Below are 24,485 nucleotides of genomic sequence, written 5' to 3' on the forward strand. Positions count from 1 at the left end.
CCGGCGGTGTGAATCGTTTGTGCATCGTTTATCGCGGTACTCTGGAGGGGTGACCGCTAATGACGTGAGTAACGATGCGAACTTCGAGCCATCGCGCGTCGATGCGCTCCTCGACCGAACTGTGTTGCCCGGATACAGCCGCCTGGGCATCGCCCTGCGCCGGCGTTGCTGGCCGGATGACGATCCCCCCGCCGACGCGATGCGGGGGCGTCGGGTGGTGATCACCGGCGCCAACAGTGGGATCGGATTGGCCGTCGCCGACGGCCTGGCCGAGCTGGGCGCCGCGATCGTGCTCGCGGTCCGGAATCCGCAGCGGGGCGCGGACGCGGCGGACGGCCTGCGCGAACGGCATCCCGACGCCACGGTGACGGTGGTCGAATGCGATGTCGCCGAACCCGATTCGGTCCGGCGCTGTGCCGCCGCGCTCGGCGACACGCCGATCGATGCCCTCGTGCACAACGCGGGGGTGCTGTCACCGGAACGCCGTGAGACCAGCACCGGCCACGAGCTCACCTTCGCCACCCATGTGCTGGGTCCGTTGCTGCTGACCGAGCTGGTGCGCCCGTTGCTGGCCGCGGCACGCGGGGCCAGAGTCGTGCTCATGTCCTCGGGCGGGATGTATGCCCAGCCCCTGACGGTCGAGGATCCGGAATACCGGCACGGCGACTACCGCGGCGCCGCCGCGTACGCGCGCACGAAACGGATGCAGGTCGCGCTGACGCCGCTGCTGGCCGTCGAGCTGGCCGAGGAGCGGATCGGCGTGCACGCGGTGCACCCCGGGTGGGTCGACACCCCCGGTATCGCCGACGCGCTGCCCCGGTTCCGCCGGATGACCCGGCCCTTGCTGCGGACCCCGGCCGAAGGCGCCGACACCGCGGTCTGGCTCGCCGCCACCCGGAACACGCTGCCGTCCGGCCAGTTCTGGCACGATCGCCGGATCCGCCCGCTGCACCTGCGGCCGGGCACCCGCTACTCCGATGCCGACGCCGTCGCGCTCTGGCGGGAGTGCCGCGCGCTGATCGGGGCTCCCGGCGCGAGCTGATCGCACCGACGGCGAAGGGCGGCGGCTCCGCCGGCGCCACCGCCCTTCGGGGTGACGACGATCAGCCGAAATGGCAGACGTAGTGCAGGGTTTCGACGACCTCGATGTCGAAGGCGCTGTTGCCGGGGACCGAGAACGATTCGCCGCCGCGGAAGACCTTCGGCTCGGTCTCGCCGGGGAGGGTCACCTTCGCCTCGCCCTCGATGAGCTCCATGATCTCCGGGGCGCCGGTGGTGAAGGTCAGGGTGGCGGGCAGGATCACGCCCACGGACTTCGAGGTGCCGTCGGGCAGCTCGATGTTGTGGCTGACGCACTTGCCGTCGAAATAGACGTTGGCCTTCTTCACGACGGAGACGTTCTCGAACTTCGACATGGGTCCTTCCGGGGGTGAGGGGACCCTTAGTCTACTGAGGGGCCAGAGCTCACCGAGCTCTGGCCCGACGTGGTCAGCTGCCGTAGCGAGCCAGCACCGAGCTGGCTTCCTGGGAGGCGGTGCCTTCCTGGGCCAGGTGGGTCATCGCCTCGGGGATCTCGCGACCGTGATGGGCCATGGCCTGGGCGTAGAGGCGCCCGGCGCGGTAGGAGGACCGGACCAGCGGACCCGCCATGACACCGGCGAAGCCGAGTTCCTCGGCGACCTTGGAGTGCTCGACGAACTCCTCCGGCTTGACCCAGCGGTCGACCGGGTGGTGGCGCGGGGAGGGGCGCAGGTACTGGGTGATGGTCAGGATGTCGCAGCCCGCCTCGTGCAGGTCACGCATCGCGGCGGTGACCTCCTCGGGAGTCTCGCCCATGCCGAGGATGAGGTTGGACTTGGTGACCAGGCCGGCCTCGCGGGCAGCGGTGATGACGGCCAGCGAGCGCTCGTAGCGGAAGGCGGGGCGGATGCGCTTGAAGATGCGCGGCACCGTCTCCAGATTGTGCGCGAGCACCTCGGGGCGGGTCGAGAAGACCTCGGCGAGCTGGTCGGGGTCGGCGTTGAAGTCGGGGATGAGCAGCTCGACGCCGGTGCCGGGGTTGAGCGCCTTGATGGCGCGCACGGTCTCGGCGTAGAGCCAGGCGCCGCCGTCGTCGAGGTCGTCGCGCGCGACGCCGGTGATGGTGGAGTAGCGCAGGCCCATGGCCTGGACGCTCTCGGCCACGCGACGGGGCTCGTCGCGGTCGAGGGCGGCGGGCTTGCCGGTGTCGATCTGGCAGAAGTCGCAGCGGCGGGTGCACTGCTCACCACCGATGAGGAAGGTGGCCTCGCGGTCCTCCCAGCATTCGAAGATGTTGGGGCAGCCCGCTTCCTCACAGACCGTGTGCAGGCCCTCGCGTTTCACCAGGCCCTTGAGCTCGGTGTACTCCGGGCCCATGGTGGCGCGGGTGCGAATCCACTTGGGTTTGCGCTCGATCGGGGTCTCCGCGTTGCGCGCTTCGATGCGCAGCAGCTTGCGTCCGGCGGGGGCAGAGGCGTCTACGGAGGTCACTGGACCGACTCTACGCTCGGGGCGACGACGTTCGCGGCGGTGGTGGTGCGATCAATGTCATGCGGCCGAACGGGAATGTCGCCGTCGAGCGCGGCAACGATCGCGGCCGCGACGAGCGGCTTGATCTCGGCGACGGTGACCTCGCGGCCGAGTTCGCGGGTCAGCGTGGTGACGCCGGCGTCCTTGATGCCGCAGGGCACGATCGCCTGGAAGCCGTCGAGGGCGGAGTTGCAGTTCAGGGAGATGCCGTGCAGGGCGACGCCGCGCTGCACACGCACCCCGATCGCGGCGATCTTGCGTTCGGCGAGCCACTCGGTGGCGGGCAGCCACACGCCCGAACGACCCTCGACGCGGCCGCACTCGATCCCGAGGCCGGAGACCACCTGGATCAGGGCCTCCTCCAGGCGGCGCACGTACTGCACGACGTCGACGGGCTCGGCCAGGCGGATGATCGGGTAGCCCACGAGCTGGCCCGGACCGTGCCAGGTGATCTTGCCGCCGCGGTCGACCTGCACCACCGGGCTGCCGTCGATCGGCAGGTCCTCGGTCTCGGTGCGGCGGCCCGCGGTGTAGACCGACGGATGCTCGAGCAGTAGGAGCTTGTCGGCACCTTCGCCTGCGGCGCGCTCGTCGGCGATCTGCCGTTGCAACTCCCAGGCGGCGTTGTATTCGATGAGTCCGAGATCCTCGACCACGATCGGGGTCGTATCGAATCGAGCGGACGCGGTGGGGCGCGTGTCGTTCACCGTCCTGACGTTACGCCCACCGGCCACCGGAGGTGAAGACCGGTCGGGACGTGCGGGTCGGCCGGTCAGACGTCGAGCGCGAAGGTGCGCTGCATCAGCGTCAGATCCATCCAGCGGCCGAACTTGTGGCCGACTTCGGGCAGCTCACCGACGGTGCGGAAGCCGAAGCGCTCGTGCAGGGCGATGGAACCGATGTTGCTCGATTCGATGGCGGCGATCATGGCGTGCACGCGGCCGGAATCGGTGGCGCGGGCGATGAGTTCGGTGAGCAGCGCGGTGGCGACGCCGCGACGCTGGAAGCGCTCGTCGACGTAGACGGAGTTCTCGACGGAGAAGCGGTAGCCGGTCTTCGGCCGCCACTGGCCGTAGGAGGCGTAACCGGCGACCTCGCCGTCGATCTCGGCGATCAGGATCGGCATGCCCGCGGCGGTGCGATCGGCGAACCAGGACAGGCGATTGTCGAGGTCGACCTCGTCGGTGTCCCAGATCGCGGTCGAGGACGCGATATTGGTGTTGTGGATCGCCAGGACGGCGGGGAGGTCGGCCTTGTCGGCGTCGCGGATGAACATCAGTGATCTCCGGGGCGACCGACGGCCGCGGCCAGCGCGGCGCCGATCGTGGGGTGCTGGAAGGTATAGCCCGCCTGCTCCAGCGCGGCGGGGATGGCGCGTGGACCGCGCAGGATGGCCTCGTCGGCCAGCTCGCCGACCAGCGCGCGCAGGGCGAGACCGGGCACGAGGAACGGGGTCGGCCGGTGCAGGGCCCGGCCGAGGGCGCGGTTGAACTCCGCGTTGGTGACCGGCGCCGGGCCCGCGGCGTTGATCGGGCCCGCGACCTCGGGATGGGTGAGCGCGAAGGCGATCGCGCCGACCTCGTCGTCGAGGGAGACCCACGGGGTGTACTGGCGACCGCTGCCCAGGCGCCCGCCCAGGCCCAGCCAGTACAGCGGTTGCAGCATGCTGAGCATGCCGCCGTTGCGGGCCAGGACCACGGCGCTGCGGACCAGGACGGTGCGCACGCCCGCCGAGCTCGCGGGCTCGGTCGCGGCTTCCCAGTCGCGGCACAGGGTCGCGAGGAAACCGGTTCCGGCGGGGGAGGTCTCGTCGACCACCGCGTCGCCGGTGTCGCCGCCGTAGTAGTGCACGCCGCTGGCGTTGACCAGCGTCGGCACTCCGGCGGCGGCGACCGCGGTGGCCAGGACGTCGGTGGGGGTGATCCGGCTGTCACGCAGCGTCTGCTTGTAACCACCGTTCCAGCGGCGCGCGCCGATGCTCGCGCCGCACAGATTCACCACCGCGTCGGCCCCGCGCAACGCCCGCTCGTCGAGCTGGGCGCGCGCGGGATCCCACGCGAATTCGTCCGGTGCCGCGGGAGCGCGGCGCACCAATCGCGACACCTCGTGCCCGTCGCGGCGCAGAGCCGCGACGAGCGCTGTCCCGATCAGCCCGGACGAACCGGCGATCACCACCTTCATACGTCGGCCGAATTCCTCGACTACAGACCGAGATCGGCCTCGAACGCCGCCTCTTCCAACCGATGCTTGATGGTGGTGAGGAAGCGGCCCGCGTCGGCGCCGTCGATGAGCCGGTGATCGTAGGTCAGCGGCAGGTACACCATCGAGCGCACGCCGATGGACTCGCTACCGGCCTCGTCGGTCACCACCACCGGGCGCTTGACGATCGCGCCGGTGCCGAGCATGGCCGCCTGCGGCGGGACCAGGATCGGGGTGTCGAACAGCGCGCCCTCGGAGCCGATGTTGGTGATGGTGAAGGTGCCGCCGGACAGCTCGTCCGGCTTCAGGCCCCCGGTGCGGGCGCGGTTGGCGATGTCGGCGATCGCGCGGGCCAGCCCGGCCAGCGACAGGTCGCTGGCGTTGTGGATGACCGGCGAGAGCAGACCCTGCTCGGTGTCGACCGCGATACCCAGGTGCACCGACGCGTGGTAGGTGATCTCCTTGGTGTCCTCGTTGTAGGAGGCGTTCACGTTCGGGTGCACACCGAGCGCCTCGACCACGGCCTTCGCGAAGAACGGCAGGTACGTCAGGTTGACACCCTCGCGCGACTTGAACGAGGCCTTGGCGAGCTGACGCAGATGCGCGATCTTGGTGACGTCGGCCTCGTGGACCTGGGTCAGCTGCGCGGTGGTCTGCAGCGATTCGCGCGTCTTGGTGGCGGTGATCTGCCGGATGCGGCTGGCCTTCTGCGTGGTGCCGACCAGACCGGCCAGCTTCGGCGCGGCGGCCTGCTTGGCCGGGGCGGCGGGCGCGGCGGCGGCGGCCGGAGCCGCGGCGGGCGCGGGCGCCTTCTTGGCCTCGGCCGCGGCGAGCACATCCTGCTTGCGGATGCGGCCGCCGACACCGGAACCGGTGAGGGTCGCCAGGTCGACGTTGTTCTCCTCGGCCAGCTTGCGCACCAGCGGGGTCACGTACGGGGAGCTGCCGTTGGCGGTGGCTGCCGGGGCAGGAGCCGACGCGGCCGGAGCCGGGGCAGGCGCGGGAGCCGGTGCAGGCGCGGGAGCCGGGGCGGGGGCGGGTGCAGGCGCGGGGGCAGGTGCCGGAGCCGGAGCCGCCGCGGCGGGCGCGGGAGCGGGAGCCGGCGCGGGCGCCGGAGCGGCCGCGGGAGCACCGCTACCGATCACACCCAGCTGACCACCGACGGCGATGACGTCGTCTTCCTGCGCCGAGATCTCGAGCAGGGTGCCCGCGACGGGCGAGGGGATCTCGGTGTCGACCTTGTCGGTGGACACCTCGAGCAGCGGCTCGTCGACGGCGACGGTGTCACCCACGGCCTTGAGCCAACGGGTCACGGTGCCTTCGGTGACCGACTCGCCCAGTTCGGGCATCTTCACCGGGGTGCCGGAAGCTGCGGCGGGGGCGGCGGCGGGCGCGGGCTCCGGAGCCGGGGCGGGCGCCTCGGCGGCGGGCGCCGGCGCGGGCTCGGGGGCCGGAGCCGGAGCGGGTTCGGCAGGCGCGGCAGCAGGTGCGGGAGCGGCAGCGGCGGCTTCGCCGGCCTCGCTGATCACACCGAGTTCACCGCCGACCTCGACGATGTCGTCTTCCTGGGCGACGATCTTCGACAGCACACCGGCAGTGGGCGACGGGATCTCGGTATCGACTTTGTCGGTGGAGACTTCGAGCAGCGGTTCGTCGACCTCGACCGTGTCTCCTTCCTGCTTCAGCCACCTGGTCACCGTTCCCTCGGTGACGCTCTCACCAAGAGCCGGCATCTGGACGGAGAAGGCCATGTCCTCTGTCTCCTCTGACTGTTAGACGGGTAATACAACAGTGCTTCGACCCCGGCAGACACCCGTCGCGGGTCGCGGCGTACGTCCACCCCGCCGCTGGAGCGAGGCGTCCGGGAATCGTCGGTTTCTTGTTCCGGCAACCATCCTTGCACTCGCTCGCCGCCGACGTAGCGCAGGGCGGCATTCCGGGCAGAGCTGGCACCATGGAATGTACGGCGGTGAGCAGAATTCCGTCGGAGCGCAGGAGGTTGTTACCGGTGGGTTTGCTGGATCGTTTCCGCGGCGCGCGCGGCCGGAGCAGGACAGTCGCTCGCGACAGCGCGTCGGAGATCGCCGCGCTCGCCGACTGGGCGCGCGCCCGCCGCGGCGTCGAGGCGTTCATCGAACCGAAAACCGCTGTGACCGATGTCACAGCGGTGCTGGTCGCCGCGGACGGTGAATGGACTCGGCGCATCGTCGGCGAACGCGGCGCCCGGCGATTGGCCGGGGCGCTGAAGATTCCGGTCTACGACGTCAACCGGACGGGCTATCCCCAGCGCATGCGCGACTACGATGCCCGCCGCCGGATCGAGCGGCGGCGGGCCCGCGAGCGCGAGCAGTGACTACTCCGCGCCGATCTCCTCGATCACCGTGATCAGCGTGCGCACCGGGACACCGGTGCCGCCCTTGCCGATGTAGCCGAACGGCCCGCCGGTGTTGTACGCCGGACCTGCGACATCCAGGTGCGCCCACTGCACGCCCTCGGGCACGAACTCCTTGAGGAACAGTGCGGCCGAGAGCATTCCGCCCCACCGGTGCGGTGCGACATTGGCCAGGTCGGCGACCTTGGAGTTGAGGTCGGCGCGCAGCTCGGCGGGCAGCGGCATCGCCCAGCCGTGCTCGCCGACCGAACGCGAGACGGCGGCGACACGGTCGCGGAACTCCTCGGTGCCCATCACGCCGGGCGTGCGGGTGCCCAGGGCGACCATCTGCGCGCCGGTCAGGGTGGCGACGTCGATCAGGTAGTCGGGCTCGTCCTCGGCGGCGCGCACGATCGCGTCGGCCAGGATGAGCCTGCCCTCGGCGTCGGTATTGAGCACCTCGACGGTGGTGCCGCCGTACTGGGTGAGTACATCGCCGGGGCGCTGCGCGGTAGCCGAGGGCATGTTCTCGGCCATCGGCACGGTCGCGGTGACGGTGACCGGCAGGCCGAGCCGGGCGGCGAGCAGGGTGGTCGCGATGACCGCCGCGGCGCCGGCCATGTCGGAGGTCATGTTCTCCATGTTGGCCGCGGGCTTGATGGAGATGCCGCCGGTGTCGAAGGTGATGCCCTTGCCGACGAGCGCGACCTTCTTGGGGCCGCCCGCGTAGGTGATGCGCACCAGGCGCGGCGGGCGCGCGGAACCCTGACCGACGCCGACGATGCCGCCGTAGCCGCCCGCGGCCAGCGCGTCCTCGTCGAGCACCTCGACCTCGAGCCCGGCCGCCTCGGCGAGCAGGCGGGCCCGCTCGGCGAACTCGGCCGGGTACAGCGCGCTCGGCGGAGTGTTGACGAAATCGCGCGCGGTCGCGACGGCCTCGGCGACGAGCTGGGCGCGCAGCAGTTCCAGCACGCCGAATTCGGGTTCGGGAACCAGCAATTCGACGCGCAGCACCGGCTGCTCGTCGGGCTTGGGCGCGCTCTTGGCCGACTTGAAGGTGGTGAAGGTGTACGCGCCGAGGTAGAAGCCCTCCGCCGCGGCGGCCAGGTCGACGCCCGAGAGGGTGGTCGCGACGAGTTCGGTGCCGCTGAGCGCGCGCCCGGCGACACCGGCGCTACGGCGCACCTGCTCGGCATCGACCTTGTCCGCCGCGCCGAGGCCGACCGCGAGCACACTGGTCACATCGGCCAGCGCCGCGGGCGCGGGCACCCGGGTGAGTTCCTCGGGCTTGCCCTTCGCGCCGACCGCGCCGAGAGCGTCGAGCAGCTCCGCGCGAACCTCGGCGGTGAGCACGTCGCCGAACAGGTCGGCGGGGACGATGGCCGGTCCGTTCTCCGAGGACGTCAAGCCGATCACCAGGACATCGGTGTCCGGGCTGATGGTTTCGGTACGTGCCAATTCCGGTCCGAGTGAACGATCTGCAACAGCGGTCATCGCCCCAGATTATGCGGTCGGCCTCGGCTGCCGCATCGCGACGCCGTCGAGCAGTAGTGCGACACCGGCGGTGAGCAGTTCGTCGAAGGAGAGGTCGGGTCCGTGCGGCTCGGCGGCGAACATCCGGTGCAGCACCGGGCGGGCGCACGGGTCGAGGAGTTCGGCGAGTTCGGCGCGCACCGGGTCGGCGGTCGCGATCGCGGCGGCACCGATGCGGTCGCCGCGATCGGTGCTCCACATCAGCGCCAGGCCCTGGACCATGCCGGAGTAGGCGAGGTAGATCGTGAGCATCTCGCCGCTGGTCAGGTCGAGTTCGTCGAGCGCGGCGAAGGAGCGCTCCAGTGAGTCGAGCAGGGCCGGGCCCAGTGGCGGCCGGGTGCGGGCGAGCACGGTGAGGATCCACGGGTGCCGCCGATAGAGTCGCCATTCCCCGTCGGCCTCGGTCGCCAGGGCGGCGCGCCAGTCCGGGGCCGGCGCGGGTGCGGGGGTGCGCGCGAGCGCCAGTTCCGTCATCGCCGCCAGCAGGGCCTCCCGGTCGGGGAAGTGCCGGTAGAGCGCGGCGGTCGCGACGCCGAGTTCGCCGGCGAGGCGACGCATGGTGAGGCCGTCGAGCCCGTCCCGGTCGGCGACCTCGATCGCCGTGGCGGCGATGTGCACCGGGGTCAGCCTGGTCGGCCGGGCACGGCGTACCGGCGGGCGCCGGTCCCGGCGGGCCCGGTAGGCCCGCCCCTGACAGGACCGGGAGCAATAGCGGCGCACCCGGCCTCGGTCGGCCTGCTCCACCTCGCGTCCACAGTGCACGCACAGCGTCGATTTCCGCACACCAACCAGTGTGACGAAATACTCGTAACCCTGCTGGCGCACTCCTAGATTGGCGACTACGCACACTGTTCACCCAGGAGGAGAGACCGATGAACGTCCACGTCAGGCAGGCCCGTCCCGACGAACTCGCCGCGGTCGCCGACGCTTTCGTCGCGGCGAGTCTGGACGAGGTCGTCTCGGCGTGGATCCGCGCCGGCGACCCGGAGATCGAGCAGGCCTATCGCACCACGTTCGGACCGCAGTTCGTGGCCAAGGCCTTGGCCGAGGACGAGGTGTGGGTCGCGGGCGACGGCGAGGACATCTGGGCGGTGTCGCTGTGGCAGACGGTCACCTCCGCCGACCGGCTCGCCGCCGAAGCCGACGAAGCGCGCGCGCTGCTGAAGGCGGCGCCCGATGTCGTGTCGTTCCAGCGGATGGCGGCGGTCTCGAGCCTGGTCGCCGCCGCGCATCCGCGCGAATTCCCGCACCGCTACCTGCATGTCATCGTCACCGTGCCCGAGCATCGCGGCAAAGGCGCGGGCGGCGCGATCCTGACCGATCGGCTCGCGGCCTTCGCCGACGCGGGCGAAACGGCGTATCTGGAAGCCAGTACGACCAGATCGTCGCGGCTCTACGCCCGTCACGGCTTCGCGCACGAGGGCGAGCCGATCGAGTTGCCCGACGACGGACCGACCCTGCTGCCCATGTGGCATCGAGGCTGAGCGGCCCGTTCCGCAGGGCGACGCCGTCCGGCACGCACGGCTGCCGGAGGGAGAACGCCAGGCCGGGCCCGCGCGGCAGCGCGGCGCTCGACGACGGCGGTGGCAAATTCTGGCAACCGCGGCCTACGGGGACGGATCCTCGATGTGGTCCACGCGGCAATCCGGTGGTGAATACTGGCAAACACTGGACAACACTGGAACTGCTGAATACGCTCACGCTCGTGACGGACACGGCCGAGGAGCTGGAGGCGCGCATCGCCGACCTCCGCGTCGAGGTGCGCCGGGCCGCCGCGTCCGGCGATCGTGCCACCGCCCGGCAGCTGCGCGCGGAACTGCGCAAGACCGAATCCGCCTGGGACGCTGTCGTCCTGGGGTCGATCCCGGAGCCCGCCGCCGCGCCGGAACGGGCCGACGCGCCCGCCGTGCCGGTCCGCGAGCACGTGCACCGCGCGCTGACGCTGCTGTCGGTGCCGTCCTCGCCCAAACTCGTCCTGGCCGTGCACGAGGCGTTCTTCTCCGGCGAACTCCTGCCCGCCCGGTTGACCAGCCTGCGCCGCGACGAGGAACGCTCGTTCCGTTCGGCGCCGTATGCCCGGCCGTACTACCTGTGCGCGGCGCTCACGACGGATCTGCTGTCGCAGGCGCGCGGATTGCTCGCGGTGAGCTCCTGGCCACTCGAGCGCCGGATGGTGGGTCCGCTGAGTCCGCGTGTCGGCCTGCTGATCTCGGCGATCCGACTGGCCGACCACCTCGCGGCGCAGCCTGCCGCGACGCGGGCGGGACAGCGCGTACTGTGGCGGCTCGCCGTCTCGATTCCCGGAGTGTCGGGCGCGCCCGACACACTGGACCCGGCGGCGGTGATCGAGGCCGCCCGGCGGGAGCTGGCCGTCCACGAGGACGAGGACGCACGGCAGCGCATCGCGGCCGCGCGCCGGGCGTCCGACCAGCTGGCCGATCCGGCCGCCCAACTATTCGGGGTTCGGCTCGGGGTGGCCGACCGGCGACGAATCGAGGTGAAATGAGCACTCTCGCAGCACAGCTGGACCAGTTGCGCGGCGCGGCGCCCGCGACCAGGCACAACGCCCGCACCATCGCCGCGCTCACGGCCAATCCCGGGTGCGCCCGGCGCGCCCTGCTCGACGCGGCCGCGGTCGACAAGACCGTGATCGCCCAATCGCTCGGTTTCCCACCACAGTTCGGTCAGTCCCAGTTCGCCATCACCCGTGGCAACGCCTTCGAATCGATGGTGAAGGCCAACGGCTGCGCCGAACTGCTGGCGCTGCTGCGCGACAAGCTCGGCCTCACCATCCCCGAAGTCGCCTACCACGACCTGAACTCGGTCGGCGAGAACACCGGCAACGCCGTGCGGTATCAGCGCACCCGGCAGTTGCTGAAGTCGACGATCGCCGCGGGCGACGGCACTCTGTTCGACCATCCGATGCTGCGTCTGGACATCGCCGGTGCCGCCGCCTACCTGGAGCCCGACGTGGTCGCCGTGCAGCTCGACGGCAAGTTCCACGTCGTCGAGATCAAGGCGTTCCCGGTGATCGACGGGCAGGCCGACCCGGCCCAGGTCGCGGCGGCCGCCCGCCAGTCCGCGGTGTATGTGATCGCGTTGCGCGAGTTGATGACCGAGATCGGCGAGTCTCCGGAGCTGGTCTCGCACAACACGATCCTGGTGTGCGCGAAGGACTTCACCAACCGGCCGACCGCCGCCCTGGTCGACCTGCGCAAGCAGCTCGCGGTCGTGTCCCGGCAGCTGACCCGGCTCACCGCCATTCCCGAACTGCTCGAACTGCTGCCGCCCGAGGCCACCTTCGCGCCGGGGGAGGACCTGGAGAAGACGATCGCGGCCATTCCCGCCCGCTACGCCCCGGAGTGCATGTCGAGCTGCGAGCTCGCTTTCGCCTGCCGCGACGAGGCCAGGACCTGCGGTTCGGTCGACGCGCTCGGCCGCGGCGTGTGCGACGAGGTCGGCGGCATCGAGAATCTGCACACCGTCCTGGGTCTGGCCGACGGGACGCTGCAACCGGGACCCGAGCACGCCGACATCACCGCCATGCTGCGCACCGCGCACCGGTTGCGGCTGGAGATCGCCGGATGAGCGTGCGGCAGATGCGCGCGGCCGTGTGCACGGTCAGGGGGCAGGGATGAGCGTGCTGTCGGCCCTCGCCAAGGCCGAGGCGGTCCGCGCGGGCCGAGCCCAGCCGACCGCGGCGGTGCGGCACCTGCACCTGGGCGAGCGGCCGCTGGTCGCGGTGCCGCTGCGGCTGGCCGGTGAGGCGGCGGCGCCGCTGGCGATCATGATCGGCACCGCGCGCGGCGACCAGAACGTGCTGATCGTGCCGCAGCCACGCGACCGGGTCCTGCGGCTGCGGTTCATCGAGCAGCTGGCCGACATCGTGCTGCCCTATCTCGCGTCGTTCCTGGCCGAGAGCGAGGAACTCACCAGCAAGGCGGGCGAGAGCTACACCCGCTGCCTGGACGCACCGCAGATCTGGACGCCGAACGAGGGCGGGGTGAACTTCCTCAAGCTGCTGGGCCGCTCGGTCCGATTCCACCGCACCGACGGCGACAACCCGGTGCCCGTCTCGATTCCCCTGCTGGGCCGTTGGCTGACCTGGTTCGGCGACCGCGCCGAACACCCCGGGTCGGCGGTGCTGCCCGCGATGACCTCGGCGCTGTCGGCGCACTGGGCCACCGGCCAATCCGCGCTCGAGGACGGCAATCTCGCCGCGCTGCTGGGCTGGATCGACCCGCCACCGGGCCGCACCGGCGCCCAAGCCGCGGCCATCGCCGAGGACCCGTTGCAGTCCCCGCCCGCGGGTCCGGCCACCGATCCCGGTTTCGACAACGAGGAACTCGCGCCGCTGATCGCCGCCTACAGCGCCGCCGTGGACGAGAACGCCAGGGCCGTCGCCGCCGAACGGCTCGAGCGGTCGCTGCGCGGTCAGCTCGAACCCACCTGGCAGCTGATGTGGCGCGCGCTGGACCTGCTGCGCGCGCTGCCGCCGGGCGCCAGCGTGGAGAACCGGTGGACCGACGATCGCGGCGCGTTCTCCTATTTCGCGGCCGAGGTCGCCGAGGGCACGCCGCAGGCCCGGCGCGATCCCGCCGTGCGCGCGGTGCGCAGGTTGCTCGAACGCGAGCGCGCCCTGGAAGCGCTGCAGGCCCAGTGCGCCTTCGACGATCCGCTGCGCATGCTCGAGCACCGGGTCACCGGGGCGGCGTTTCGCGGCACCGTCGTGCACAGCGAACCGGACCGTGTCGACCGTTCGGGCGCGCGCCCGAAACTGCGCCCGCACATCCACATTCGCACCACCGATCCGTTCCTGGCGGTCGTCGGCGAGGAGCTGACCTGTGTGGAGCGGCCCAAGCAGAGTGGGGTCGTCGTCGAGATCGACGGCGACCGCATGGTGCTGGAACTCTCGGGTGGGATGGGCCGCAAGCTCGTCGCCGAACCGGGCTCGGTGCCGACCGACGGTGAGGCGCTCGGGTTCGCCCGGTTCTCGCCGTCGCCGTTCAACGGTCTGCTGAATCTGCCCGCACGCGAGGACACCCCGTGGACGCACGGCGGCCCGCCGCCGGAATGGGTGCCGCCCACCGACGACGAAGGGGAGGAGCTGCAGTGACCACGCCGGACGAGGCCGTCGCGAACATTCTCACCGACCTGCGCGACGCGAGTCATCGCGCCATCGTCGTCGACTCGCCGCCCGGGGCGGGCAAATCCACGCTGGTCGTGCGCGCCGCCCGCCAGCTCGCCGAGGACGACGACCAGCGGATGATCGTCGCCCAGACCAACGAACAGGTCGACGACCTCATCGACCGCCTCGCCGGCGCCGACCCGGGAATGCGCATCGGGCGCCTGTCCAGCACCGCCTACGTCACCAGCGAGCGGGTCGACCAGCACGCCAACGTCCGCGTCGCGACCAAACCCGGCGATCTGGCCGATCGCACCATCGTCATCGGGACGGCCGCCAAATGGGCCACCATCACCGAGGGCAGCTGGTCGCACGCGATCATCGACGAGGCGTATCAGATGCGCTCGGACATGTTGTTGCGCATCGCGAACCGGTTCGATCGCGGGCTGTTCGTCGGCGATCCGGGGCAGCTCGATCCGTTCGCGACCGTCGAGACCGCGCGCTGGGCCGGGCTCACCTGGGATCCGACGATGAGTGCGGTGAGCGTGATGCTCGCCAACAACGACAACATCCCGATCCACCGGCTGCCGGTGTCGTGGCGATTGCCCGCCACCGCGGCGCCGGTCGTCTCGCAGGCCTTCTACCCGTTCACCGGTTTCGAGTCCGGCACCGGATTCGGTGACCGCAGGATGGCTTTCACCACCCGTGGCCTCGGCGGATCGATCGACGCGGTGCTCGAGGAAGCGGCCGCGACGGGCTGGGGCTGGTACGAACTGCCCGCCCGGCACACCCTGCGCACCGACCGCGAGGCGGTGCACGCGCTCGCCGCGATCGCCGCCCGGCTGATCGAGCGCGGCGCCACCGCGCACTCCGAATCGGGCAGTCACCCGGTCACCACCGACCGTGTCGCCATCGGTACCGCCCACCGCGACCAGGCCGACGCCGTGCGGACCGCCCTGCGCGGCACCGCCGCCGAGCCGGTCACCGTCGATACCGCCAACCGGCTTCAGGGCCGCGAGTACGACGTCACCCTGGTGCTGCACCCGCTCTCGGGCCGCCGCGACGCCAGCGCCTTCCACCTCGAAGCGGGCCGATTGTGCGTGCTCGCCTCCCGGCACCGGCACGCCTGCATCCTGGTCGGCCGCGCCGGCATCCCGGAACTCCTCGACGCGCACCCCTCGGCCGAACCGGTCCATCTCGGGGTGCCGGTGAAGTTCCCCGACGGGTGGGAGGCGAATCAGTCCGTGCTGAGCCATCTGACGCGACACCGGGTGCGCGCGACCGCGCTCTGAGATCACGTGACGGTTCACCGTCGCGGTGCTGTGAGTTTGCTTGACACGAGGGCTTTTTCGCGTCCCACGCAAACCGCGCGCGGGTGCGGCCGGTCGGTTAGTCTCTGGCGCGAAGACAAGCGTGCCGGATCGTCTGTGTCGCGGGCGCAGCACGCAGCGGAGCGCCGGGGCGGCTCCGGGAGCGGAAAGTTTCGGTGTGAAGAACTGGCGTAACTCGTTGCTCGGGACATCGTGGTGGGGCGGGCGCGGTGTTCGCGGCCGGGTGAGCGTGCGGATCCGGCTCCTGTCGATCGTGCTGATCTCCAGTGTGATCCTGCTGGTCACCGGTGGTGGCGCGGCGGTGTATCTGGTGGACTCGGCGCGCGAATCCACCGAATGGGCCGAGCTGGCGAGCAGCACCACCGCGCCGGCGATCCTGATGGTCTCGGCGTTCCAGGAGGAGCGCAGGCTGTCGCTGCTGCGGTTGGCCGGTGACCCACCGTCCACGCCCGCCCTGGTCACCGCCCGCCAGCGCTCCGACGAGGCGCTCGCCGCGGTGATGGCCAAGGGCGACGCCGCGCGCAAGCTCAATCCGGACGGTTCGGCCGAGGACATCGAGGGCTACAACAAGCTCTTCGCCATCGTGCCGACGGTGCGCGGCGGCGTGGACGCGCTCCAGATCCCGCCGGATCAGGTGTTCACGTTCTTCTCCCAGGTGATCGGCACGATCGTCGCCGCGTCGATGCTGGCCGCCCGGGTGGCGCCGCAGGCGAAGATCGGCATCGAACTGAGCTACGGCGTGGAACAGTTGCGCGCCGCCGAGGCGCTGTCGCAGGCCGACACGCTCGGCTCGGTGGCCTTGACCAACGGCCGGATGTCGGCCGCCGAGCTGGCCGACTTCGGGCACCGGGTCGGCGAATTCCGTGGCGAGGTGGCCTATTCGGCCACGGTGCTGAAGGGCGACCGGCTCGCCCAGCTCGGTGCGATCACCGCGAGCGCGGACTGGCAGCAGGTGACCTCGATGCAGGACGCGCTGGTGACGCGCGGTCCGGTCGGCAACGATCGCGGGGACGCGGCGCTGCCACTGAGCCTGGCGGGCTGGCAGGACGCCTCCCGGCACGTGAATCTCGCGTTGCAGAAGCTGTGGGCGGACCAGAGCGGCGACGCCCACGTCATCGCCCGGCAGCAGGGGGAGACCGACACCCGCAACGCCCTGCTCGGCGGCGCGCTCGTCGCGGCGCTGGCGGTGGGCGCCTTCCTGGTGGCGCTGGTACTGGCCAACCGGTTCATCGCCCGCATGCGGCGGTTGCGCCACGACACCCTGGAACTGGCCGACGAGCGGATGCCCGACCTCATGCGCAGACTCGCCGCGGGCGAGCAGGTCGAGGCCCGCGCGGAGACCTCCCGGCTGGACTTCGGCTCCGACGAGCTCGGCCAGGTCGCGGCCGCGTTCAACCGCGCGCATCTGGCCGCGGTGTCGGCGGCGATCGCCGAGGCCCAGACCAGGGCGGGCATCAATACCGTGTTCCTCAATATCGCCCACCGCAGCCAGGTCGTCGTGCACCGCCAGCTCGCCCTGCTCGACCGCGCCGAACGCGACGAGAGCAACGCCGATCAGCTCGAATTGCTGTTCCAGCTCGACCATCTCGCGACCCGCACCCGCCGCAACGCCGAGAACCTCATCATCCTCGGCGGCGAGCAGCCGGGCAGGCGCTGGCGCAATCCCGTCGCGCTGCTGGAACTGGTCCGCGGCGCCATCGCCGAGAGCATGGACTACACCCGGATCCAGACCAAGCAGATGCCCGAGGTGCGCATCGCCGGCCACGCGGTCGCCGACGTGATCCACCTGCTCGCCGAACTGATGGACAACGCGACGGCGTTCTCGCCGCCGGAGGCGCACGTGGTGGTGTCCGGGGTGGTGGTCGGGCGCGGTGTGGCGGTGGAGATCACCGACCAGGGTCTCGGCATGCCGGAGGCCGATCTCGCCGCACGCAACGCGATGCTGGCCGACCCACCCGAGTTCAGCGTGGCGACGCTGTCCGGTAGCTCCCGGCTCGGCCTGTTCGTCGTCGCGAAACTGGCAGGCAGGCACAACATCTCGGTGCGGCTGTCGGAATCGGTCTACGGCGGGGTGCGCGCGGTCGTGCTGATTCCCTCGGCGCTGGCCGAGGCGAGCGATCCGTCCGCGCCGATCTCCGGCCAGTTCCCCGCCGTCTCCCCGCGCGCATGAGCGACGAACGCGAACACTGGTACGAGGAGGACGCCGGGCCGATCGTGCGTCTCTACGCGGTCACCCGCGGGCGCGGCCGGACCGAGCGCGACGAACTCGACCTCACGACCCTGCTGGTCGACGCCGGCGCGGGCACCCGATTGCGTCGGCCCGAACCCGAGTACGCCGCGATCGTCGACCTGTGCCGCACCCCGATGGCGGTGGCCGAGGTGTCGGCGCACCTGGGACTGCCACTGAATCTGGCCAAGGTGCTCATCGCCGACCTGATCGACGAGGGCAGGCTGATCGCCCGCGCCCCGCAGCACCGCGCGGTCGGCAGTGCCGACCTCGGGGTGCTGCGGGCCGTCCTCGCCGGCATCCGCCGGGTCGACGGCTAGGTGAGCCCGGCCGCCAGACGCTTGGCGTTCATGTAGCCGATCGCCTCGATGGTGACCATCGGGTTCACCCCCGGTGCGGTGGGGAAGGTGGAGCCGTCGGCCACGACGATGTTGTCGACATCCCAGGTGACGCCGTCCGGGTTGGTCGCCGACAGTTCCGCGCTGCCGCCCATCCGGGCCGAGCCCATGATGTGCAGCGCGCCCAGCGAGCAGCGGCCCGGACCGTAGCCCGCCTTCTTGCAGGCCGCGTCGAATTCCGCGAGCGAACCGCGCACGCCGGGCTCGAATGAGATGCCCGCCTGGTGGCCCGAGTAGATGCGCTGCGCGCCCGCGGCTTCGAGCACCGAGGCCGCGCCGACGATGCCGGTGTGCAGGTGGTTCGCGTCGTAGTCGGAGAGCCGGTACTTCACCACGGCCTCGCCGCTGCCGTCGATCGAGACGGTGCCCGGATCGCGGTCGCGGGTGATCACGCCGATCGAGTTGGTGCGGGCGAAGTCGAGCATGGTGTCCCGGTGCGCGGCCGCGCCGCGCCAGCTCATGAAACCGGTCGCCAGACCCGGATGGATCGGCCCGGTCTCGTAGATGACGCCGTAGCCGTTGCCGTCGAGATCGGCGTGGTGCCTGCTGATGCGCGCCTGCAACGCGCCCTCCCAGGGCCGGATCTCCTCCTCGAACACCCCGAACACCGCGGCGGCGGGATGCAGGCGCAGGTGCTTGCCGATGTTCTTGTTGCGCAGGCCCGAACGCTGCAGCAGCGCCGGTGTCTGGATGGCGCCCGCGGCGACGACCACCGCGCGCGCCCGCACCGTGATCTCGACACCGTCGGACGTGCGGGCCGAGACCGACTCCGCCCGACCGGCTTTCACCGTGATCGTGCGGACGTCGGCGTCGACGACCAGGCGCGCCCCGTGCCCGGCGGCGTCCTGGAGCCAGGTCTTGGTGACCGACTGCTTCGCGCCGAGCCTGCACCCGTAACCACACCGACCGCATTCCACCGCGGCGTCGCAGGCGTCGCCGACATTGCGCGGCAGGGTGTCGACATCCCAGCCGAGCGCTTTGGCGCCACGCTCGAGGATGCCGTCACGGGCCGAGAGCGGCGACCGGCCGCCGGTCACCCCGATCCGGCGCTGCACCGTGTCGAGCGCGGCACCGAATTCGTCGTCGGCGAACTGCGGGACCCCCGATTCGGCCCATTCCTTGCGGACGTTGTCGGGGGTGGGCAGCGAGGTACTCCAGTTGACGACGGTGCCGCCGCCGAGGCAGGACCCCGCCACCAGCGTGATCTGCCCCTCCGCCGACGCGGGCGGACCCGAGGCGTACAGGCTGGTCAGCGCGTCGAGCTCGCCGTGGCCGAAATCCTTGTCGTCGTAGTAGTTTCCGCGTTCGAGGACCACCACGTCCAGGCCCGCCTCGGCCAGTACCGCGGCCGCCGCGCCCCCACCGGCGCCGGAGCCGACCACGACGACATCGCAGTCGAGGGTGGTCGCTTCGGTGTATCGCTGCGGGGTGAGCGCGGGCGCGGGGGCATCCGCCAGCGGCCCGGTCGGGGCGGGATAGCCGATCTTCTCCCACAGCGGGTTGGTCCCGGTCGGGCCGGGTGTCACGTTGTAGGCCAGCAGCGAGGCCTGCTTGAGCGCTTGGAACACCGCGCGCGCCGGCGCCAGCCCGGAATCGGCCAGCCGCAGCAGCGCGGCCTCGCGACGCTGCTGCGACAGCGACGAGAACCGGCGCGGGCCACTGCCGGTCAGCAGCCCGAAGACGCGGGAATCCCACAGCCCCAACAACATCGCCAGCTGCTTCTGATCTGCTTCCCGCGGATTGCGACCCAGGATCCGGAAGATCGTGTCGACCGTCCCGAGCTCGGTCGCCGGCGGTAGTTCGAACTCGTCGCCCGGCAGGAATGTGTCACAGATCAAGCCCAGCGCTGCCCGCTGCGCGGCTGTTGGTTCCATACGGAAACCACCCCTTCTCACTCTGGGGTGATTTGTATCACGGGTCGTGCGGGCGTGCTCGGTGTCGCCGGGTTTCGGGCCGGGCAGCGCGCACCCGGCCCGATCGGCGGCTAACGGCGGCCGGTGGCGACTGTGAACTGCAGTGTCTTCAGCGTCGGTGTCGACAGTTCGACATCGGCGGTGGCGGCCGTTTTCGCCGTGGCCTCGCCGGGGTAGGCCCTCACCTGGTAGCGGCCCGGTTGCAGGCCGCGGAAGCTCACCTGTCCGTCGGCGCCGGTGGACAGGTGCCGGTGGATGGTGTCGCCACAGGCGTCGAAACCGGTCAGGACCACCTCGCCGCCGGTGATCGGCTTTCGGGTGGACTCGTCGAGCAGGACCGCGTCGATCTGCCCGGTGGCCGCCGGGTCGGGCGTGCGTAGCGCTAGGTCGTTTTGTCGCGATTGTCTGGCTTCGCAGGTCGAGGTCTGCTCGACGGTGTCGGCGCTGCCGGGATGGGCTCCCGCGGTGGTCACCGCACCCGCTGTGAGAGCGACTGCGGCCAGTCCGATCATCGAATACCGGGCAACGACGCTACGTGGCATTTCGCCGACTTCCTCCTGTTTCCTGGGTGACGCTGGGGCACACATGGACGTTCCTGAGGTATCGCTCGCGCGGCGAGCCTACTGGCGGGAATTCCGGGGCCGACAGGGGAGTTCCATAGAGGCGGTTGTGGCCGTTCTGTGCGACCGTGGAGCTCAATGAAGGAGGACGCGTGACCGAAACCCGTAAGGCGATTCTGGCCGGTGGATGCTTCTGGGGCATGCAGGATCTGATCCGCCGTCAACCGGGCGTGCTGTCGACGAGGGTCGGCTACACCGGTGGCAGCAACGATCACCCCACCTATCGCAACCACCCCGGCCACGCCGAGGCCGTCGAGATCGAATACGACCCGGCGCAGACCGACTACCGGGCCCTGCTCGAGTTCCTGTTCCAGATCCACGACCCCACCACCAAGGATCGTCAGGGCAACGACATCGGCTCGAGCTACCGCTCGGCGATCTTCTACCTCGACGAGGACCAGCGCCGCACGGCGATCGACACCATCGCCGACGTCGACGCCTCGGGCCTGTGGCCGGGCAAGGTCGTCACCGAGGTGACCCCGGCGAGCACCTTCTGGGATGCCGAGTCGGAGCATCAGGACTACCTGATCCGCTACCCCGACGGCTACACCTGCCACTTCCCGCGCCCGGGCTGGAAGCTGCCCAAGCGGGCCGAGGCCGAGAAGTAGCCCTTCGCGACCCGTTCGCCCCGGTCTCGCGCCGGGGTGTTCGGTGCGGCGGTTCTTCCCGCCGAGTTTCCCGCATTCCGCACCGACGATCCGGCCGGTAATCGTGTCGAATTCGTTGCACCGCTGATTCCGTCGAAACACGGTGCCGTTTTCCCGTGGGCCTGGGCGGCCGAATTCCCCGCTGTGCCGGGCTCGGCGCAGGAAAACCGCACGTGGGGCGGGTGGTGTGAAATGATCGGACCCATCGGCGTGACCGTGGCGCCGGATCGGAAGACTCATATCGGCGGCTTCGGTCGTCGCACAAGGTGAGGGGATGCGATTCGGATGACGTATGGACAGCAGCAACCCGGGTATCCACCGGCGGGGCCGAAACTCGGTGTCGGCGACGCCATCGGTTACGGCTGGGACAAATTCAAGAACAACGCGGTGGTGTGGATCGCGATCGTGCTGATCGCGTTCGTCATCCAGGTGGCGATCAACTTCCTGTTCGGCCTGGGGAACACGACCGATACCGACTATGACGGTGGCATCAGCATCGGCTTCGGTATCTGGCAGTTCATCGGCACCGTCGTCAGCGCCGTCATCGGCTATTTGATCTCCGCCGCGTTCGTGCGCGGCGCGCTGCACGAAACCGACGGGCGCAAACCGGGATTCGGTGATTTCTTCCAGTTCACCAATGTCGGCGCGGTGATTCTGGCCGGCATTCTGGTCGGTCTGGCCACCGGCATCGGCTTCGTGCTGTGCATCCTGCCGGGTCTGGTGATCGCCTTCTTCACCTGGTGGACGATGCAATTCGTGATCGACCGGAACCAGGATGCGGTGACGGCGATCAAATCGAGTTTCTCGGCGATCTCGAGCAATGCCGGACCCCTGCTGCTGCTGACGCTGGCGCTGTTCGGCATCAATATCGTCGGCGCGCTGCTGTGCGGTCTCGGCCTGCTGGTGACGGTCCCGCTGACGATCATCGCCTCGACCTACGCGTACCGGGTGGTGACCGGCGGACCGGTCGTCGGCGCCGCGACCGCCGTCGCCGATCCCGGCTACCCGCAGCAGTACGGCGGGCCCGCAGGCGGATTCGGTCAGCCGGGTCAGCCCGGGTACGGGCAGCCGGGGTACCCCGGTCAGCCCGGTTACGGTGGCCCGGCTCAGGGGGGTCAGCCCGGTTATGGCGGCCCCGCTCAGGGCGGTCAGCCCGGCTATGGTGGTCCGGCTCAGGGCGGTCAGCCCGGCTATGGTGGCCCGGCTCAGGGCGGTCAGCCCGGTTACGGTGGCCCGGCCGAAGGTGGTCAGCCTGGCTACGGTGGCCCTGCGCAGGGTGGGCAGCCCGGGTACGGCGGTCCGGCCGAAGGTGGTCAGCCGGGTTATGGCACCCCCGGCACGAGCCCGGGCTACGGCACGCCGGGCGGACCCGAAGGCAGGCCCGACCTGGGCAAGCCGGGCGAGGGCCCCGGCAGTCCCGATATCGACCGCTGACCCCGCACAGGAAAGGGGGCGTGCGATGCACCGCATCGCACGCCCCCTTTTTTCGTGCTACTCGCAGCCGATGCCGTCACCATCACGGTCGAGGCCGTACTCGTCGGGCCCGATCACCTGGACGCGTCCGGTGTAGACCGGTCCGTTCCCGCTGCCGCCCTCGCAGTCGACATCGCTGACGATCGGTAGGCAGGGGGAGTAGGACTTGTGGCAGTTGCCCGACGGCTGGGCGGTGGCCACGGCCGGTGTCACGATCGCGAAAGCGAAGGCCGCGAGGGCGGCCGATCCCAGGGTGACGGCGAATTTCATGGTGCTCCGTTCAGTTGTACAGCGGCGCACAGCTTTTCACGGGCTGTCGGTTTGCCGGAAATCTGCGGATCGGTACCTGCGGGTAATCTGGGGTCTCGGGCGAGAGGGAGGCCGCGATGCGGGGGATGTGGCGGAAGTGGTCGTGGTGGACGCGGAGCGCGGTGCTCGTGCTCGTGGTGCTCGCCGTGGTGTCGCTGCCGGTCGCGGGGGTGGTGACGGCGTTGCTGGCGCACAACATCGGCGAGCAGTCCGAGCACGCGCGCACCCGGGGCAAGGACGCCTTCTGGCTCGGGCACGCGTGGGTGGACGGCCGCAAGACCGACGCCGATGTCGACCGGCTGGCGACGTTGCTGGCGGGCACCGGTATCCGCGATCTCTACGTGCACACCGGCCCGCTCGAACACGACGGGAGCCTGCGCGACGAGCTGGCGCCACGGGCGCGCTGGTTCGTCGACGCGGTGCACGCGAAGGTGCCGGGCGTGCGGGTGCAGTCGTGGCTCGGTGACATCGTGCGGCCCGAATTCGATGGTCTGGACGTGGAATCGGCGCCGTCGCGCGACCGCGTGGTCGCCTCCGCGCGCCGGGTCCTGGAATACGGCTTCGACGGAATCCACTACGACCTGGAGCCGATCCGGTCCGGCTCCCCGGGCTTCCTCGCGCTGCTCGACGCGACCAGGGCGGTGACCTCGGCGGCGGGGGTCCCGCTGTCGGTCTCGGCCCCGGTCATCGATCCGCTGCCCGGCCTGCACTCGGTGGGCATCGCGCTCGTCGATCACGGGAAATGGTGGAGCCAAGCCTATTTCGCCGAGGTCGCGCGCCGCGTCGAGCAGGTGGCGGTGATGTCCTACGACACCGCGATGCCGACCCAGGCCCTCTACAGCGGATACCTGGCCCAGCAAACCGAACTGGCCGCCGAGGTGACCCCACACGAGGTCGACCTGCTCATGGGCGCACCCGCGTTCTGGGCCGACGACCCCGGCCACGACGGGTCCTCGGAAACGGTGGCCGCCGCCGTCCGCGGCATCCGGCTCGGCCTGACCCGAGCCGACGCGGACCGGGCGAATTTCGGGGTGGCGTTGTACGTGGATTTCGCGGCCAGACCCCAGGACTGGACGGACTACCGGCAGGGTTGGTGCCGCCTGCCCGGCTGAATCGGACCCGGCCGAGGGTCAGGCCGCGGTCCTGCTCAGCCACGGGTGGTCGGGGTGGACCAGTTCCAGCCACGAGGTCAGGCGGGCGCGGCGCTGCTCGGACAGCAGCGGCAGTGCTCGGCGGAGATCGGCGTCGTCCTTGGGGCGGTGGGCTTTTGCCTTGAACAGCAGGACGACCTCCGGGATCAGGTAGGGGATGCCGGAGGGGGTGGTGCGGATCAGATCGGAGTAGGGGAGGGTGATCGTCGGGTCGCGGCGGCAGATCCAGGTGTCGCCGTCGTGGGGTTCGCGGAAGACGTCGAGGTGGAACGCGCCGGTGTAGGGATCGCGGAGCCAGGTCTGGTGCAGGTCGTCGCGGTCGGCGGCGCGGGAGTAGGGCCACAGGTGGCCGTCGCCGACGATGTCCCACTCGTATTCGGGGAAGGCGTCGGCGATCTCGGGGAAAGCCGTTCGGGGGACGGCGATCTCGATGTCGCCGTGCGCGCGGGAGATCCCGCCCGCGAACAGATCGATCGCCCAGCCGCCCGCGACCGCCCACGGCGCGAAGCAGGAGTCGAGACGGGCGGCGACGACGCTCGGGGTCCACGGGTCCCAGCGGCGGGTGGCTTCGGTGTCGGTGATCGGACGGGCGCCGTCCGGTGAGCTCATGAATCCATCATGTCCACAGGTGCGGGGGC

General features: G+C 70.8%; 25 protein-coding genes. 13 read left to right on the forward strand and 12 right to left on the reverse strand.

What is annotated here, in order from left to right; all coding sequences use genetic code 11:
* The first annotated feature begins 49 nt into the window (after positions 1-49).
* Positions 50-1,042: an SDR family NAD(P)-dependent oxidoreductase gene (locus tag Q7X29_RS03435; protein WP_316573278.1), complete on the forward strand. Its 993-nt coding sequence runs from the start codon at positions 50-52 to the stop codon at positions 1,040-1,042.
* A gap of 61 nt (positions 1,043-1,103) precedes the next feature.
* Here Q7X29_RS03435 and ppnP read toward each other — a convergent pair whose 3' ends face one another.
* The 6 genes from ppnP to sucB all read right to left on the reverse strand — a co-directional run bounded on the left by ppnP (position 1,104) and on the right by sucB (position 6,500).
* A complete protein-coding gene (gene ppnP / locus Q7X29_RS03440) occupies positions 1,104-1,415 on the reverse strand; it encodes a pyrimidine/purine nucleoside phosphorylase (RefSeq protein WP_218715933.1) in 312 nt (103 codons plus the stop codon).
* 73 nt (positions 1,416-1,488) lie between these two features.
* Positions 1,489-2,511, reverse strand: coding sequence for a lipoyl synthase (lipA, locus tag Q7X29_RS03445; protein WP_218715932.1), 1,023 nt, complete (start codon positions 2,509-2,511; stop codon positions 1,489-1,491).
* Positions 2,508-3,257 (reverse strand): lipoyl(octanoyl) transferase LipB, encoded by a 750-nt coding sequence (gene lipB / locus Q7X29_RS03450; RefSeq protein ID WP_218715931.1) that lies wholly within the window; start codon positions 3,255-3,257, stop codon positions 2,508-2,510. The genes lipA and lipB overlap by 4 nt, the downstream gene beginning before the upstream one ends.
* A 65-nt stretch (positions 3,258-3,322) precedes the next feature.
* Positions 3,323-3,826 carry a GNAT family N-acetyltransferase gene (locus tag Q7X29_RS03455; RefSeq protein WP_316573279.1) on the reverse strand — a complete coding sequence of 168 codons (504 nt, stop codon included), beginning with the start codon at positions 3,824-3,826 and terminating at the stop codon, positions 3,323-3,325.
* Positions 3,826-4,731, reverse strand: a complete 906-nt coding sequence (locus tag Q7X29_RS03460) for a TIGR01777 family oxidoreductase (protein WP_316573280.1) — start codon at positions 4,729-4,731, stop codon at positions 3,826-3,828. The genes Q7X29_RS03455 and Q7X29_RS03460 overlap by 1 nt, the downstream gene beginning before the upstream one ends.
* A 20-nt stretch (positions 4,732-4,751) precedes the next feature.
* On the reverse strand, positions 4,752-6,500 hold the full coding sequence (gene sucB, locus Q7X29_RS03465) for a 2-oxoglutarate dehydrogenase, E2 component, dihydrolipoamide succinyltransferase (protein ID WP_316573281.1): 1,749 nt from the start codon (positions 6,498-6,500) through the stop codon (positions 4,752-4,754).
* A 257-nt stretch (positions 6,501-6,757) separates the two neighbouring features.
* On the opposite strand from sucB, the gene Q7X29_RS03470 reads away from it, so the two are divergent.
* Positions 6,758-7,102, forward strand: a complete 345-nt coding sequence (locus tag Q7X29_RS03470; RefSeq protein WP_218717160.1) for an oxidoreductase — start codon at positions 6,758-6,760, stop codon at positions 7,100-7,102.
* Here Q7X29_RS03470 and Q7X29_RS03475 read toward each other — a convergent pair whose 3' ends face one another.
* Both Q7X29_RS03475 and Q7X29_RS03480 read right to left on the reverse strand, forming a co-directional pair.
* Entirely contained in the window at positions 7,103-8,614 is a 1,512-nt protein-coding gene (locus tag Q7X29_RS03475) for a leucyl aminopeptidase (protein ID WP_218717155.1), read from the reverse strand.
* Positions 8,615-8,623: 9 nt separating this feature from the next.
* Entirely contained in the window at positions 8,624-9,436 is an 813-nt protein-coding gene (locus Q7X29_RS03480) for a helix-turn-helix domain-containing protein (protein WP_308248398.1), read from the reverse strand.
* A gap of 89 nt (positions 9,437-9,525) precedes the next feature.
* Between Q7X29_RS03480 and Q7X29_RS03485 the strand changes: the two genes are divergently transcribed.
* The 7 genes from Q7X29_RS03485 (at position 9,526) to Q7X29_RS03515 (ending at position 17,656) form a co-directional block, all read left to right on the forward strand.
* A complete protein-coding gene (locus Q7X29_RS03485; RefSeq protein WP_316573282.1) occupies positions 9,526-10,137 on the forward strand; it encodes a GNAT family N-acetyltransferase in 612 nt (203 codons plus the stop codon).
* Between the two features lie 221 nt (positions 10,138-10,358).
* Positions 10,359-11,159: a hypothetical protein gene (locus Q7X29_RS03490; protein ID WP_316573283.1), complete on the forward strand. Its 801-nt coding sequence runs from the start codon at positions 10,359-10,361 to the stop codon at positions 11,157-11,159.
* Positions 11,156-12,241, forward strand: a complete 1,086-nt coding sequence (locus tag Q7X29_RS03495; protein WP_316573284.1) for a hypothetical protein — start codon at positions 11,156-11,158, stop codon at positions 12,239-12,241. The genes Q7X29_RS03490 and Q7X29_RS03495 overlap by 4 nt, the downstream gene beginning before the upstream one ends.
* 46 nt (positions 12,242-12,287) lie before the next feature.
* Positions 12,288-13,769 (forward strand): hypothetical protein, encoded by a 1,482-nt coding sequence (locus tag Q7X29_RS03500; protein ID WP_316573285.1) that lies wholly within the window; start codon positions 12,288-12,290, stop codon positions 13,767-13,769.
* Positions 13,766-15,070 (forward strand): AAA domain-containing protein, encoded by a 1,305-nt coding sequence (locus Q7X29_RS03505; protein WP_218717150.1) that lies wholly within the window; start codon positions 13,766-13,768, stop codon positions 15,068-15,070. Before Q7X29_RS03500 ends, Q7X29_RS03505 begins: the two co-directional genes overlap by 4 nt.
* A 196-nt stretch (positions 15,071-15,266) precedes the next feature.
* Positions 15,267-17,279, forward strand: coding sequence for a sensor histidine kinase (locus Q7X29_RS03510; RefSeq protein WP_316573286.1), 2,013 nt, complete (start codon positions 15,267-15,269; stop codon positions 17,277-17,279).
* Entirely contained in the window at positions 17,276-17,656 is a 381-nt protein-coding gene (locus tag Q7X29_RS03515; protein ID WP_316573287.1) for a DUF742 domain-containing protein, read from the forward strand. Before Q7X29_RS03510 ends, Q7X29_RS03515 begins: the two co-directional genes overlap by 4 nt.
* On the opposite strand, the gene Q7X29_RS03520 is transcribed toward Q7X29_RS03515, so the two are convergent.
* Positions 17,653-19,608 (reverse strand): GMC family oxidoreductase, encoded by a 1,956-nt coding sequence (locus tag Q7X29_RS03520; RefSeq protein WP_316573288.1) that lies wholly within the window; start codon positions 19,606-19,608, stop codon positions 17,653-17,655. The genes Q7X29_RS03515 and Q7X29_RS03520 overlap by 4 nt on opposite strands.
* A gap of 110 nt (positions 19,609-19,718) precedes the next feature.
* Positions 19,719-20,120 (reverse strand): carboxypeptidase regulatory-like domain-containing protein, encoded by a 402-nt coding sequence (locus tag Q7X29_RS03525; protein ID WP_316573289.1) that lies wholly within the window; start codon positions 20,118-20,120, stop codon positions 19,719-19,721.
* 239 nt (positions 20,121-20,359) lie between these two features.
* Here Q7X29_RS03525 and msrA point away from each other — a divergent pair, with 239 nt between their 5' ends.
* Genes msrA through Q7X29_RS03540 form a run of 3 tightly spaced genes read left to right on the forward strand, consistent with a single transcriptional unit; the run spans position 20,360 to position 22,348 of the window.
* A complete protein-coding gene (gene msrA / locus Q7X29_RS03530; RefSeq protein ID WP_316573290.1) occupies positions 20,360-20,875 on the forward strand; it encodes a peptide-methionine (S)-S-oxide reductase MsrA in 516 nt (171 codons plus the stop codon).
* A 36-nt stretch (positions 20,876-20,911) separates the two neighbouring features.
* Positions 20,912-21,184, forward strand: a complete 273-nt coding sequence (locus tag Q7X29_RS03535) for a hypothetical protein (protein ID WP_316573291.1) — start codon at positions 20,912-20,914, stop codon at positions 21,182-21,184.
* Between the two features lie 15 nt (positions 21,185-21,199).
* Positions 21,200-22,348: a hypothetical protein gene (locus Q7X29_RS03540; protein ID WP_316573292.1), complete on the forward strand. Its 1,149-nt coding sequence runs from the start codon at positions 21,200-21,202 to the stop codon at positions 22,346-22,348.
* 57 nt (positions 22,349-22,405) lie between these two features.
* Here Q7X29_RS03540 and Q7X29_RS03545 read toward each other — a convergent pair whose 3' ends face one another.
* Positions 22,406-22,657: an excalibur calcium-binding domain-containing protein gene (locus Q7X29_RS03545; protein WP_218717143.1), complete on the reverse strand. Its 252-nt coding sequence runs from the start codon at positions 22,655-22,657 to the stop codon at positions 22,406-22,408.
* A gap of 116 nt (positions 22,658-22,773) precedes the next feature.
* Between Q7X29_RS03545 and Q7X29_RS03550 the strand changes: the two genes are divergently transcribed.
* Positions 22,774-23,808 (forward strand): glycoside hydrolase family 18 protein, encoded by a 1,035-nt coding sequence (locus Q7X29_RS03550; protein ID WP_316573293.1) that lies wholly within the window; start codon positions 22,774-22,776, stop codon positions 23,806-23,808.
* An 18-nt stretch (positions 23,809-23,826) separates the two neighbouring features.
* Here Q7X29_RS03550 and Q7X29_RS03555 read toward each other — a convergent pair whose 3' ends face one another.
* Positions 23,827-24,456, reverse strand: coding sequence for a nucleotidyltransferase domain-containing protein (locus Q7X29_RS03555; RefSeq protein WP_316573294.1), 630 nt, complete (start codon positions 24,454-24,456; stop codon positions 23,827-23,829).
* Between the last annotated feature and the right edge of the window lie 29 nt (positions 24,457-24,485).

This window comes from Nocardia canadensis (assembly GCF_032656385.1).
In the GTDB taxonomy this organism is placed as follows: Bacteria; Actinomycetota; Actinomycetes; order Mycobacteriales; family Mycobacteriaceae; genus Nocardia; species Nocardia canadensis.

Coding starts and splice junctions, on each gene's coding strand:
- sucB (WP_316573281.1), bottom strand. CDS start 6,500: ATGGCCTTCTCCGTCCAGATGCCGGCTCTTGGTGAGAGCGTCACCGAG.
- Q7X29_RS03455 (WP_316573279.1), bottom strand. CDS start 3,826: ATGTTCATCCGCGACGCCGACAAGGCCGACCTCCCCGCCGTCCTGGCG.
- Q7X29_RS03540 (WP_316573292.1), top strand. CDS start 21,200: ATGACGTATGGACAGCAGCAACCCGGGTATCCACCGGCGGGGCCGAAA.
- ppnP (WP_218715933.1), bottom strand. CDS start 1,415: ATGTCGAAGTTCGAGAACGTCTCCGTCGTGAAGAAGGCCAACGTCTAT.
- Q7X29_RS03485 (WP_316573282.1), top strand. CDS start 9,526: ATGAACGTCCACGTCAGGCAGGCCCGTCCCGACGAACTCGCCGCGGTC.
- Q7X29_RS03555 (WP_316573294.1), bottom strand. CDS start 24,456: ATGAGCTCACCGGACGGCGCCCGTCCGATCACCGACACCGAAGCCACC.
- Q7X29_RS03515 (WP_316573287.1), top strand. CDS start 17,276: ATGAGCGACGAACGCGAACACTGGTACGAGGAGGACGCCGGGCCGATC.
- Q7X29_RS03500 (WP_316573285.1), top strand. CDS start 12,288: ATGAGCGTGCTGTCGGCCCTCGCCAAGGCCGAGGCGGTCCGCGCGGGC.
- Q7X29_RS03545 (WP_218717143.1), bottom strand. CDS start 22,657: ATGAAATTCGCCGTCACCCTGGGATCGGCCGCCCTCGCGGCCTTCGCT.
- Q7X29_RS03460 (WP_316573280.1), bottom strand. CDS start 4,731: ATGAAGGTGGTGATCGCCGGTTCGTCCGGGCTGATCGGGACAGCGCTC.
- Q7X29_RS03550 (WP_316573293.1), top strand. CDS start 22,774: ATGCGGGGGATGTGGCGGAAGTGGTCGTGGTGGACGCGGAGCGCGGTG.
- Q7X29_RS03475 (WP_218717155.1), bottom strand. CDS start 8,614: ATGACCGCTGTTGCAGATCGTTCACTCGGACCGGAATTGGCACGTACC.
- Q7X29_RS03495 (WP_316573284.1), top strand. CDS start 11,156: ATGAGCACTCTCGCAGCACAGCTGGACCAGTTGCGCGGCGCGGCGCCC.
- Q7X29_RS03520 (WP_316573288.1), bottom strand. CDS start 19,608: ATGGAACCAACAGCCGCGCAGCGGGCAGCGCTGGGCTTGATCTGTGAC.